The sequence below is a fragment of the Streptomyces termitum genome (assembly GCF_014650175.1).
GTDB lineage: Bacteria > Actinomycetota > Actinomycetes > Streptomycetales > Streptomycetaceae > Streptomyces > Streptomyces termitum.
Genome location: NZ_BMUL01000008.1, coordinates 289686 through 303284, shown reverse-complemented (window position 1 = coordinate 303284; position 13599 = coordinate 289686). Strand labels below are relative to the sequence as shown.

Here is a 13599-nt window from a genome sequence, read left to right as displayed (position 1 = left end):
TCCGGAACGGTCTGCTGGAAACCGGCAGTTGAAACTGCCGATGGACTTCCCGGAATCCTGCCGATCGGTCCGCGGAAAGCGTCCTATCGTCGGTCACATCACTCGCAGCGTCGCTCATTCATCGGGGTTGGATGATGGAATCTAGCGGTTTTCCCTTCGTATCCGTCGCACGCCGTTTCCCGGACCGTCCGGCCCTCAGGACCGGCGCCAGGACCGTCTCCTACGGGGAGCTGGACGAGCTGAGCGGCGCCCTCGCCGCCCGGATCGCCCCCGGCCGGACGGTGGCCGTCACCGGCCGCGACCGGCTCGACCACCTGGTCGGGCTGCTCGCCGCCCTCCGGGCCGGCGCCGTCTGCCTGCCGCTGGACCGGGAGGCGCCGGAGGAGCGCAACCGCTGGATCCGCGAGGACGCCGGTGCCACCCTCCACCTCACCGACGGAATCTTCACCGACGGAATCCTCACCGGCGACGTCCCCGCCGGTGAGGACGCCGCCGGAGCCCCCGGGGCGAACGGCGCCGCCGCCGGGTACCTCATCTACACCTCCGGCACCACCGGCCGGCCCAAGGGCGTGCACGTCCCGCTCGCCGCCCTCGCCGGCCACCTGGCCGCCGCCGTCGACCGCTTCGGCCTCACCGAGGACGACGTCGTGCTCCACCTCGCCCGGCCGACCGTGGACGTGGCCGTCGAGCAGACCCTCACCGCCCTCGCGGCCGGCGCCCTCCTCGTCGTCCCCGAGCGGACCCTGCTCGCCCCCGCCGCCCTCCTCGACCTCCTGGACACCGAGGGCGTCACCGTCGCCAACCTGCCCGCCGGATACTTCCGGGAGGTGGTGACCGCGCTGCCCGACCACGGCACCGCCCCCCGCGCCCTCCGCCTGATGATCTCCGGCAGCGACCGGCTCCACCCGGAGACCGCCGCCGCCTGGCGGGCCGCCACCGGCGTGCCCCTCCTCAACGCCTACGGGCCGACCGAGACCGTCGTCACCGCCACCGTCCACACCTGCGGCGACCCGGCGGGGGAGGAGGGCACCGTCCCCGTCGGCCGCCCGCTCGGCGACCGCCGCGCCCACGTCCTGGACGAGCGGCTGCGGCCCGTGCCGCCCGGCACCCCCGGCGAGCTGTACCTCGGCGGCCCGCTCCTCGCCTCCGGCTACCACGGCCGCCCCGGCCTCACCGCCGGACGCTTCGTCGCCGACCCCTTCGCCCCGGAGCCCGGCGCCCGCATGTACCGCACCGGCGACCTCGTCCGCCGCTCCGGACCCGACGCGCCCCTGGAGTTCGTCGGCCGCACCGACCACCAGGTGAAGATCCGCGGCTTCCGGATCGAGCCCGGCGAGATCGAGCAGCTCCTCGCCGCCCACCCGGCCGTCTCCGCCGCCGTCGTCACCGCCCGCGACGACCGCCTCGCCGCCTACGTCACCGCCCCCGCCGGGGCCCCCGCCCCCGACCCCGCCGCGCTCCGCGCCCACCTCGCCGACCGGCTCCCCGAGCACATGGTCCCGGCGACCGTCACCCCCCTCGACACCCTCCCGCTCACCCCCGGCGGCAAGGTCGACCGGGCCGCCCTGCCCGCCCCGCAGGCCGCGCCCGCGCCGTCCGCGGCCCGCCGCCCGCCCCGTACCCCCGCCGAACAGCTCATCGCCGCCGTCTGGGCGGACGTCCTCGGCGTGCCCGAGGTCGGCGCCGAAGACAACTTCTTCCACCTGGGCGGCGATTCGCTGACCGCCGTCCGCGTCGTCGGCCGCGTCTTCGACGTCTTCGGCATGATCTCCCCGTACACCATCTTCGACGCGCCGACCCTCGCCGGGTTCGCCGCCGCCGTCACCGCCGCCCCGGACGCCGCCGAGCGGCCCGCGCCGCGCCGCACCGGCGCCACCGACGCCCCGCTCGCCCCCTTCCAGCGCGGCCTGTGGTTCCTCGACCAGTGGAACCCGGGCGCCCCCACCTACACCGTGCCCTGGACCTTCCGCTTCGACGGGCCCGTCGACCCGGAGCTCCTGCACCGCGCCCTCACCGGAGTGGCCGCCCGCCACGAGGCCCTGCGCACCACCTTCGTCCTCGGCGAGGACGGCCCCCGGCAGCGCGTCCACCCCACCCCCGACGTGCCGTTCACCGTCCACGACACCCCCGCCGAGGAGCTGGAGGCGCGGATCGCCGAGGCCGCGCTCGTCCCCTTCGACCTGGAGACCGGGCCCCTCGTCCGCGCCCACCTCCACCGCACCGGCACCGGATCCACCCTGCTGCTGCTCTGCCACCACATCGTCTGGGACGAGGGCTCCCTCCCCGTCCTGGAGCACGAACTCACCACCTTGTACGAGGCGTTCGCCGCCGGACGGCCCGACCCGCTGCCGCCGCTGCCGATCCAGTACGCCGACTACAGCATCTGGCGGCAGGACGACGACTCCGTCGAAGGCGCCGCCGAAGCCGCCGCCCGGCAGCTCGGCCACTGGCGCGAGCGGCTGCGCGATGCCCCCACCGAGCCGCCGCTCCCCACCGACCGGCCCCGCCCCGAACTCCAGTCCTTCCGGGGCGCCTTCCACCGCTTCACCATGCCCCGGCCGGTCGCCGAGGCGGTCCGCGCCCTGGCCCGCGAGGAGGACGCCACCCCGTACATGGTGCTGCTCGCCGGACTCGCCCTCACCCTGCACCGGCGCACCGGCCGCGACGACCTCGTCCTCGGCTCCCCGGCCAGCGTCCGGGGCCGTACCGAACTCGACTCCCTCATCGGCTACTTCATCAACCTGCTGCCGCTGCGCGTCCGGATCGGCGCCGGCACCGACTTCCGCGAACTGGTCCGGCACGTCCGCGAGACCGCCCTCGACGGCTACCGCCACCAGGACGTCCCCTTCGACGCCATCGCCGCCGCCGTCATGGCCGACCGCCCCGACGACCGTGCCGAGGACCGCAACCCGCTCTGCCAGGTCCTCCTCGAACTCCACCCCCTCGACGACCGCCCGCTGACCGTCGGCGGCACCCCCGTCACCCGCGCCCTGCACTCCAACCCCGTCTCCCGCTTCGACCTCTCCGTCTCCGTCGACGACCGGGGCACCGACTTCACCGGCCGCTTCGAGTACGACTCCGACCTCTTCGACGCCGCCACCATGGCCGACCTGTGCGAAGCCTGGCTCGGCACCCTCGCCGCCGCCGTCGGGACCCCCGTCCACGCCCTCTTCGAGGACCGCGCCGCCCGCACCCCGCACGCCACCGCCCTCCGCTCCGGCGACCACGGCGACGACCTCCTCGACTACGGCACCCTCGACGAGCGCGCCAACCGCCTCGCCCACCACCTCGGCGCCCTCGGCATCGGCCGCGGCGACACCGTCGCCGTCCTCACCGAACGCGGCCCCGACCTGGTCACCGCCCTCCTCGCCGCCCTCAAGGCCGGCGCCGCCTACACCCTCCTCGACCCCGCCTTCCCCGCCGACCGGCTCGCCCGCGCCACCGCCGACAGCGGCGCCGCCCTCCTCGTCACCCACCGGGGCGCCACCCCGCCCTTCCCGGTCGCCCGCCACCTCGACCTCGACACCGACGCCGCCGCCGTCGCCGCCCGCCCCGGCCACGCCCCCGGCGTCCCGGTCACCGGGGACGACCTCGCCTGCGTCATGTTCACCTCCGGCTCCACCGGCCGCCCCAAGGGCGTCGCCGTCCCGCACCGCGCCCTCACCACCACCTACCTCGGCCAGGACTACGCCCGCTTCGGCCCCGACGAGGTCTGGCTCCAGTCCTCCCCGGTCTCCTGGGACGCCTTCGCCCTGGAGCTGTACGGCGCCCTCGCCTTCGGCGGCACCTGCGTCCTCCAGCCCGGCAGCCGCACCGACCCGCAGGCCGTCGCCGCCCTCACCCGCCGCCACGGCGTCACCCAACTCCAGCTCTCCGCCAGCCTCTTCAACTTCCTCCTCGAAGAACTCCCCGACACCTACGACGGCCTGAGGACCGCCTTCACCGCCGGTGAACGCGCCTCCGTCACCCACGTCGCCAAGGCCCTCGACCAGTACCCCGGCCTCGTCGTCGCCAACGGCTACGGACCCGTCGAGAGCCTCGGCCTCACCACCTGCCACCGGGCCGCCCCCGAGGACACCACCGGCACCTCCATCCCCATCGGCCGCGCCCTGCGCGGCAAGGGCGTCCACGTCCTCGACGCCGCGCTGCGACCCGTCCCCGACGGCACCACCGGCGAGCTGTACGCCTCCGGCGGCGGCCTCGCCCTCGGCTACCTCGGCCGGCCCGCGCTCACCGCCGAACGCTTCGTCGCCTCCCCGCACGGCGCCCCCGGCGAACGGCTCTACCGCACCGGCGACCTCGGCCACCGCACCCCCGACGGCGTCCTGGAGATCACCGGCCGCGCCGACGAACAGATCAAGATCCGCGGCTTCCGCGTCGAACCCGGCGAGATCGAGGACGCCCTCACCCGCCACCCCGCCGTCGCCTCCGCCGCCGTCACCGTCCACGAACCCGCTCCCGGCGACCTCCGGCTCGCCGCCTACGTCACCGCCGCCGGCGACGCCCCCGACCCCGACGCGCTCCTCGACCACCTCGCCCGGCTGCTGCCCGAGCACATGGTCCCCGCCACCCTCGACGTCCTGGCCGCGCTGCCGCTCAACGCCAACGGCAAGACCGACCGGCGCGCCCTGCCCGCCCCGGCCGAACGCCGCCCCGCCGCCCCCGCCGACCCGCTCACCCCCGGCCAGCGCGCGGTCGCCGACGCCGTCCGCACCGTCCTCGGACTGACCGGCGACCCCGGCCCGGACGCCGACTTCTTCCGCCTCGGCGGCAACTCGCTCGCCGCCGTCCGGGTCGCCATGCACCTCTCCCGGCACACCGGCACCCGCGTCCCGCCCCAGACCGTCTTCCGGGGCCGCACCGTCGCCGCCATCGCGGACCGGCTGGCCGCCCGGTGAACCGCCACCAGGACCGCCCGCCCACCCCGCCGACCGAAGGGAACGAGACCGTGACCCCGTCCGCCGCCCCGCCCGGGACCCCCGCGCCCCGGGAGACCGCCCCGACCGGCGGACCCGCCGCGCCCGCCGCCCGCACCGCGCCCGCCTCCGGACTCCAGCGCGGCCTGTGGTTCCTCGACCGGTGGAACCCGGACGCCGCCACCTACACCACCCCGTGGACGTACGACGTCACCGGACCGCTCGACACCGGCCTCCTCCAGCGCGCCCTGGACCGGGTCGTCGCCCGCCACGAGGCCCTGCGCACCACCTTCGACCTCCACCCCGACGGGCCCCGCCAGCGGATCCACCCCGCGCTCGCCGTCCCGGTCGACGTCACCGACCTGCGCCACCTCCCCGAGGACGAACGGGCCGCCCGCGCCGAGGAGCTGATCGCCGCCCGCGCCGCCGAACCCTTCGACCTGGCCGCCGGACCGCTCCTGCGCGTCGCCGCCCTGCGTACCGGCGACGAGCGCACCACCGTCCTCCTCGTCGTCCACCACATCATCTGGGACGGCTGGTCCGCCGAGGTCTTCGACCGGGAGCTGAGCCTCGCCCACAGCGCCCTCGCGGCCGGCCGCGAACCCGAACTCCCCGCCCTCACCGCGCAGTACGCCGACTGGGCCGAGGAGCAGCGGCACACCTCGTACGAGGAGGACCTCACCCACTGGAAGCGGACCCTCGACGGCGCCCCCACCCTGCTCGACCTGCCCGGCGACCGGCCCCGCCCCGCCGAACGCGGCCACCGCGGCGCCACCGAGCCCTTCGGCCTCGCCCCCGGCACCACCGCCCGCGTCCGCGCCCTCGCCGAACAGGAGGGCGTCACCCCCTTCACCGTCCGGCTCGCCGCCTTCGCGATGCTCCTCGGCCACCGCACCGGCACCGACGACCTCCTGATCGGCACCCCCGTCACCACCCGCGACCGGCCCGAAGTCGCCGACGTCCTCGGCTACTTCGTCAACCTGCTGCCGCTGCGGATCCGGCTCGACCCCGGCGCCTCCTTCCGCGCCCTGCTCGCCGACGTCCAGGACACCGCCTTCGACGCCCTCGGCCACCTCGGCGTCCCCTTCGACCGGCTCGTCGACCTCCTCGGCACCACCCGCACCCCGCAGCACCCGCCCCTCGTCCAGGTCGTCTTCGGCGCCCACACCGAGGACCGCACCCCGCTCACCCTCGGCGCCGCCACCGCCACCCGCGCCGTCCGCCCCAACGGCACCAGCAAGTTCGACCTCACCTGGTCCGTCTTCGACGACGGCGCGGACGGCGAACCGCGCGGCGAGGCCGAGTACAGCACCGACCTCTTCGACCCCGGCACGATCCGCCGGCTCGCCGCCGACTACGCCGCCGTCCTCGACGCCGCCCTCACCGACCCCGACGCCACCGTCCGCCGGCTCACCACCACCGCCCCCGCGCACCGGCCCGCCCGCCTCGACCCCGGCCACTGCCTCCACCACCTCTTCGAACGCGCCGCCGACCTGCACGCCGACCGGCCCGCCGTCACCGGCCCCGACGGCACCCTCGACTACGCCGCGCTCGACCACCGCGCCAACCGGCTCGCCCACACCCTGATCGACCGGGGCGTCCGCCCCGGCGACCGGGTCGGCCTCCTCCTCGAACGCACCACCGCCGTCCCCGTCGCCGTCCTCGCCGTCCTCAAGACCGGCGCCGCCTACGTCCCCGTCGACCTCGCCGCCCCCGCCGACCGGGCCGCCCTCGTCTTCACCGACACCGCCGTCACCGCCGTCCTCACCGACCGGCCCGACCGCGCCCCCGACGGCCCCTGGCACACCCTCGACCTCACCGCCCGCGCCGACGAGATCGCCGCCCGCCCCGGCCACCGGCCCCCCGCCACCGGGCACCCCGACGACCTCGCCTACCTCATCTTCACCTCCGGCTCCACCGGCCGCCCCAAGGGCGTCGGCGTCGCCCACGCCCACGTCAGCCGCCTCCTCGACTCCGGCCGCGACCCCTTCGGCTTCGGCCCCGACACCGTCTGGACCCTCTTCCACAGTTACGCCTTCGACTGGACCGTCTGGGAACTGTGGGGCGCCCTCCTGCACGGCGGCCGGCTGCACGTCGTCCCGTACCTCACCAGCCGCTCGCCCGACGACTTCGCCGCCCTCCTCGACACCGAGGAGGTCACCCACCTCTGCCTCACCCCCTCCGCGCTCCGCCAGCTCGAACCCGCCCTGCGCCGCACCCCCCGCGCCCTGCCCGCGCTGCGCCGGATCATGCTCGGCGGCGAGGCCCTCGACCCGGCCGTCGTCCAGCGCTGGCACGCCCTCGACCCGCTGCCGCCCGCCCGCCTCTGCAACCTCTACGGCATCACCGAGACCACCGTCCACGTCACCACCCACGACGTCGCCGACGGCGGCACCGGCTTCGAGCGCAGCCTCATCGGCACCCCCATGCCCCACCTCACCGCCCTCGTCCTCGACGACTGGCTGCGCCCCGCCCCGCCCGGCGCCCCCGGCGAGCTCTACATCGGCGGCGGCAGCCTCGCCCACGGCTACTGGGGCCGCCCCGGCCTCACCGCGGGCCGCTTCGTCGCCGACCCGTACGGACCGCCCGGCGCCCGCCTCTACCGCACCGGCGACGTCGCCCGCCGCCTCCCCGACGGCGGCCTCGAATACGTCGGCCGCGCCGACTTCCAGGTCAAACTGCGCGGCTTCCGCATCGAACTCGGCGAGATCGAGAACGCCGTCGCCGCCCACCCCGCCGTCGACGCCTGCGCCGTCACCGTCCACGACGACCGCCTCGCCGCCTACACCACCGGCGCCACCGCCCCCGACCCCGCCGACCTGCGCGCCTTCCTCGGCCGCACCCTGCCCGACTACATGATCCCGGCCACCGTCACCCCCCTCGACGCGCTGCCCCTCACCGTCAACGGCAAGGTCGACCGGGCCGCCCTGCCCGCCCCCGACCGGACCGCCCCCGCGCCCACCGGCCGGCACACCGAACCCCGCACCCCGGAGGAGGAGCTGTTCGCCGCCGTCTGGACCGAGGTCCTCGGCGTCCCCGGCATCGGCGTCCACGACGACTTCTTCCACCTCGGCGGCGACTCCATCCGCGCCGTCCAGCTCGCCGGGGCCCTGCACGACCGGGGCTGGCAGGTCACCCTCCGCGACGTCTTCAACGCCCCCACCGTCGCCGGACTCCTGCCGCTGGCCCGCCCCGCGGCCGAGGACCCCGACGCCGGCCGGCCCTTCGCCCTCGTCACCGACGAGGACCGCGCCGACCTGCCGCCCGGCGTCGTCGACGCCTACCCGATGGTGTCCATGCAGCTCTCCATGGTCTTCCACATGGAGGTCGCCGGCGGCACCGACAGCTACCACAACGTCAACTCCTACCGGATCGCCGGAGACCTCGACGAGACCGCCCTGCGCCGCTCCGCCGAGGAGGCCATGGCCCGCCACGCCGTCCTGCGCACCGGCCTCGACCTCTCCGGCTACGGCGAACCCCTCCAGCTCGTCCACGGCGCCCTGCCCGCCCCCGTCGACTTCGCCGACCTGCGCGGCCTCGACGCGGAGCGCCAGGACGCCGAGATCCGGGCCGTCTTCGACCACCACCGCGACCGGCCCTTCGACCTCGCCGCGCCCCCGCTCTTCCGGATCACCGTCCAGCGGCTCGCCGACGACGCCTTCCAGCTGACGATCTCCGAGCACCACGCCATCCTCGACGGCTGGAGCTTCACCTCCCTCCTCACCGAACTCCTCGAACGCCACACGGAGCTCGCCGCCGACCCGGCCGCCGCGCCCGTCCCGCCGCCCCGCACCGCCTTCCGCGACTTCGTCGCCGTGGAGCGCGAGGCCGCCGCCGACCCCGGCTCGCTCGCGTACTGGAAGGAACGGCTCGACGGCGCCACCGGCCAGCTCTGGCCCGGCAGCGAGACCGTCCACGACCTGCCCCGCACCGTCGAACGGGTGCTGCCCGACGCCCCCGGCCAACTCCGGGCCGTCGCCGACGCGCTCGCCGTCCCGGTCAAGTCGGTCGCCCTCGCCGCCCACCTGCACGCCCTCGCCCGCATCACCGGCCGGCGCCGGGTCACCACCGGGCTCGCCATGAACGGCCGCCTCGAACGCCTCGGCGGCACCGAGGTCTACGGCCTCTTCCTCAACACCGTCCCGCTCGTCGCCGAACCCGGCGACGACCTGGCCGCGCTCGTCCGGCACGTCCACCGCGAGGAGCTGGACATGATGCCGCACCGCCGGGTGCCCTTCGCCCGGCTGGCCCGCATGATGGCCGACACCGCGCTCGACAGCCAGTTCGGCTACCTGCGCTTCCACGCCCTCGGCCGGCTCAGCGCCGCCCGCATCGAGGACGGCCGCATCGGCTGCGAACCCACCCTGCGGCACGAGCCCAACAGCTTCGCCTTCGGCGCCTCGCTCATCCAGGACCCCGTCTCGCAGCGCGTTCTGCTCGCCGTCGACCACCAGCGCGCCCTGGTCGACGACGCGACGGCGGAACGGTTCCTCGACGCGTACGAGGAGGCGCTGTACCGCCTGGCCGCCGGGCTCTGAACCCGCCGCCCCCTCCGTCCCGCCGCTCCCTCCCTTCCGCCGCCCGCCGTCCCGTACGCCCCGCGCCTCCCGCACGTCCCCGTCGTCTCACACGTCTCATACGTCCCGCGCGTCCGCGTCGCCCCGCACGCCCCGCACGACCCCGTACGTCCGTCCCGTCCGCCCCGCCGCACCCCGTACCGAGGAGCGATCCCGCATGACCACCTACGCCGAGCCGGCCGCCCCCGCCGTTCCCGTCCCCGCCGTTCCCGCCGCACCCGCCGGTCTGCTCGACCGGCTGCGGGACGCCGTCCGCGCCCACCCCGGCCGTCCCGCCGTGCACGCCGTCGACGGCAGCCTCGACTTCGCCGCCCTGGACCGCCGCACCGCCGCCCTCGCCGGGGCGCTGCGGGACGCCGGGGTCCGCCGGGGCGACCGGGTCGGCGTCCACCTCGCCCGCACCGCCGACCTGCCGGTCGCCCTGCTCGCCGCCTGGCGGGCCGGCGCCGCCTACGTGCCGCTCGACCCGGCCTACCCGGCCGAGCGGATCGCCTTCATGGCCGCCGACGCCCGCCTCGCCGCCGTCGTCAGCGCCGACACCGCCCCGCCCGTCCCCGCCGGGGTCCCGGTCGTCCACCCCGCCGCCGCGGGCGACGGACCGGCGCCCGCCTTCGTCCCGGACCCGCTCGACTCCGCGTACGTCATCTACACCTCCGGCTCCACCGGCCGCCCCAAGGGCGTCGAGGTCGCCCACGGCGCCGTCGCCGACCTCGCCGACGCCCTGGAGCGCGGCGGCGCCTACCGTCCCGGGCCGGGCGTCGTCGCCTGGAACGCCAGCGTCTCCTTCGACGCCTCCGTCCAGCAGTGGATCCGGATCTGCCGGGGCGACACCCTCGTCGTCGTCGACGACGCCCGCCGCGCCGACCCGGTGGCCCTCGTCCGGCTCCTCGCCGACCACGGCGTCACCGACCTCGACCTCACCCCCTCCCACTGGCAGCTGCTCCGCGAGCCGCTGGCCGGCGCCCGCGTCCCGCGCCTCTTCATGGGCGGCGAGCCCGTCCCCGTCCGCACCTGGCGGGAACTCGCCGACGCCGGGATCGACGCGCTCAACCTGTACGGGCCCACCGAGTGCACCGTCGACGCGATCACCGCCCCCGTCACCGGGCCCGTCCCCCACCTGGGCGAGCCGCTGCCCGGCGTCCGCGTCCACCTCCTCGACGACCGGCTGGCCCCGGCCGCCCCCGGCGCCGTCGGCGAGCTGTACCTCGCCGGGCCCGGCCTCGCCCACGGCTACCCGGGCCACCCCGGCCTGACCGCAGGCCGGTTCGTCGCGGACCCCTTCGCCCCGGAGCCGGGCGCCCGCATGTACCGCACCGGCGACCAGGCCCGCCGCTCCGCCGAAGGACTCCTGGAGTACGTCGGCCGGGTCGACCGCCAGGTCAAGCTGCGCGGCTTCCGGGTCGAGCTCGGGGAGGTCGAGCACGCCCTCGGCACCCTGCCCGGGGTGACCGCCGCCGCCGTCACCGTCCACGAACCCGCGCCCGGCGACCCGCGCCTGGCCGGCTACGCCACCGGGCCCGGCCTCGTCCCCGCCGACCTGCTCGCCGCGCTGCGCCGCACCCTGCCCGCCCACCTGGTGCCGTCCACCGTGACCGTCCTGGACGCCCTGCCGCTCACCCCGAACGGCAAGACTGACCACCGGGCCCTGCCCGCCCCCGCCGCCCCGGCCGAGGCGCCCGCGGCCGTCTCCGCCGGGGGAGTGGCCGACCAGGTCGCCGAGGTCTGGCGCACCGTCCTCGGCGTGCCGGACGTCGCGCCCACCGACGACTTCCTCGGCCTCGGCGGCCACTCCCTCGCCGCCCTCCGCGTCGTCCACCTGCTGCGCCGCAAGCTCTCCGTGGAGCTCCAGCTCCGCCACCTCCTCGACGCCGCCGACCTCGCCGACTTCACCGCCGTCGTCCAGCGCGCGGCCGCCGCGGGCCCGGCCCCCGCCCGCCCCGCCCTCACCGCCCGCCGCGAGGCCGTCCGATGACCGCCCCGACCGCTCCGGCTCCCTTTGCCGCCCGGGTCGTACGCCCCCGGGCCGAGGGGGACTGGCTGCTCGTGCCCGCGCCGCAGGACCACCGGCCCTTCCGGCTCTTCTGCTTCCCGCACGCCGGCGGCGACGCCACCGCCTACACGCCGCTGGCCCGCGCGCTGGCCCCGGTCGCCGAGGTGTGGGCGATCCGGCCGCCCGCCCGGGGCGGCCGGAGCCGGCACCCCATGCCGCCGGACTTCGACGCCCTGGTGGCCGCCGTCGCCGAGGCGATCGCCCCGCACCTGACCGGCGGGGCCGGGGAACGCTTCGGCTTCTACGGGCAGAGCCTCGGCGCCCTCCTCGCGTACGAGACGGCCCGCGCCCTGCCCGCCGACCGCCGCCCCGAACTGATCGTCGCCGCCGGGGCCCCCGCCCCGGCCCGGTGGAACGGGCGGGCCACGAAGGACCTGGACGCCGCCGGACTGCTGCGGATGACGGGCCTGGAGGAACTGGTCAGGGACGAACCCGAACTGGCCGAACTCGCCCTCCGGGCCATCCGCACCGACCTCGCCGTCAGCGGCACCTACCGGTACCGCCCGCACCCCCCGATCGGCTCCGCGCTGCACGTGCTCGCCGGGGCCGACGACCCGGTGCTCGCCACCACCCGGCTCGCCGACTGGGCCGCCCACACCCGGGGCGGCTTCAGCCACCGGACCGTGCCCGGCGGCCACCTGCTCGCCACCGTCGACCGGCCCGGCCCGGTCGGCCTGCTGTCCTCTCTCGTGGCGGGCCGCCCGGCCGCCGCGCCCGCCACCGCCCCCAGGGAGCCGTGATGCCCACCACCACCGCCGTCGACCTCACCGACCCCGCGCTGTGGGCCAGGGACGACACCCCGGACCTCGTCGGGGAACTGCGCCGCGAGGCACCCGTCCACCTCACCGACACCGTCGACGACGGCCCCGTCTGGTCGGTGCTCACCTACCGGGAGTCCGCCGAAGTCCTGCGCAACGCCGCCGTGTTCAGCTCCGAGTCCGGCTCGCTGCTCGGCGCGGGCGAGGGCAACGTACCGGTCGGCTCGGGCCGCATGATGGCCCTCACCGACCCGCCCCGCCACCGCGAACTGCGCGCCCCCGCCAATCCGTTCTTCTCCAAGAGCGGCGTCAAGGGCGCCGCCCGCTCCATCACCGAGCGGGCCGGCGAACTCTTCGACCGGGCCGTCGCCCAGGGCGAGGCCGACCTCGTCGACGTGGTCTCCGCGCTGCCGCTCGCCGTCATGTGCGACCTCCTCGACGTCCCCGAGAAGGACCGCGACATGGTCGTCCGGGTCTGCGACGTCGCCTTCCTCGGCCGCACTCCCGAGGAGCGCCGGGCCGGCCACCAGCAGCTCATCCCCTACCTGCTGCACCAGGTGATGCTGCGCCGCTCCGACCCCCGCGACGACCTCATCTCCATGATGGCCACCTACAAGGTCGGCGGACGGCTGCTGCCCGTCGAGGACGTGGTGCTCAACCTCGACAACATCGTCGTCGGCGGCGTCCAGACCGTCCGTCACACGGCCGCCATGGGCCTGCACACCCTCGTCCGGCGCCCCGACCTGTGGCGCGCCCTCCAGCGCGGCGAGGTGTCGATGGACTCCGCCGTCGACGAGCTGCTGCGCTGGACCTCGGTCGGCCTGCACACCCTGCGCACCGCCACCCGCGACACCGAACTGGGCGGGCGGCACATCCGCCGGGGCGACCGGGTCGCGGTCTGGGTGTGGTCCGCCAACCGCGACCCCGACGCCTTCGAACGGCCGGAGGAGATCCTCCTCGACCGCTCGCCCAACAAGCACCTCGCCCTGGGCCTCGGCGCCCACTACTGCATCGGCGCGCCGCTGGCCAAGGCCGAACTGAGCGCCCTGTACACGGCCGCGCTGGAGAAGGCGGCCGCCATCGAACCGGCCGGTCCGGTCGTCCACAACCGCTCGATCATCAACTTCGGCCTGGACAGCCTCCCGGTCCGCCTCACCCCCAGGTGACCCCCGCCCGCCCCTCCCGCTCACGGTCCCCCTCTCCCCGGCCCACGCCGGGGGAGGGGGACCGTCGCGCGTTCCCCTCCCGCGCCCTTCTGCCGGGCCGCGGGCGGCAGCCGTACAACTGCCGCTCACCTG

At 76.5% G+C, this 13599-nt stretch carries 5 protein-coding genes; all 5 read left to right on the top strand.

Annotation, left to right across the window (positions count from 1 at the left end; all coding sequences use genetic code 11):
- Window positions 1-134: 134 nt before the first annotated feature.
- Complete coding sequence (locus IE219_RS17740) at window positions 135-4898, top strand: non-ribosomal peptide synthetase (protein WP_189978574.1); 4764 nt, start codon at window positions 135-137, stop codon at window positions 4896-4898.
- 50 nt (window positions 4899-4948) lie between these two features.
- The gene (locus tag IE219_RS17735; RefSeq protein WP_189978428.1) at window positions 4949-9454 is read left to right on the top strand and encodes a non-ribosomal peptide synthetase; all 4506 of its coding nucleotides are present in this window, start codon (window positions 4949-4951) and stop codon (window positions 9452-9454) included.
- Between the two features lie 196 nt (window positions 9455-9650).
- A complete protein-coding gene (locus IE219_RS17730; protein WP_189978426.1) occupies window positions 9651-11465 on the top strand; it encodes a non-ribosomal peptide synthetase in 1815 nt (604 codons plus the stop codon).
- Window positions 11462-12283, top strand: a complete 822-nt coding sequence (locus IE219_RS17725; protein ID WP_189978424.1) for a thioesterase II family protein — start codon at window positions 11462-11464, stop codon at window positions 12281-12283. The genes IE219_RS17730 and IE219_RS17725 overlap by 4 nt, the downstream gene beginning before the upstream one ends.
- Entirely contained in the window at window positions 12283-13467 is a 1185-nt protein-coding gene (locus IE219_RS17720; RefSeq protein WP_189978422.1) for a cytochrome P450, read from the top strand. The genes IE219_RS17725 and IE219_RS17720 overlap by 1 nt, the downstream gene beginning before the upstream one ends.
- The last annotated feature ends 132 nt before the right edge of the window (window positions 13468-13599 follow it).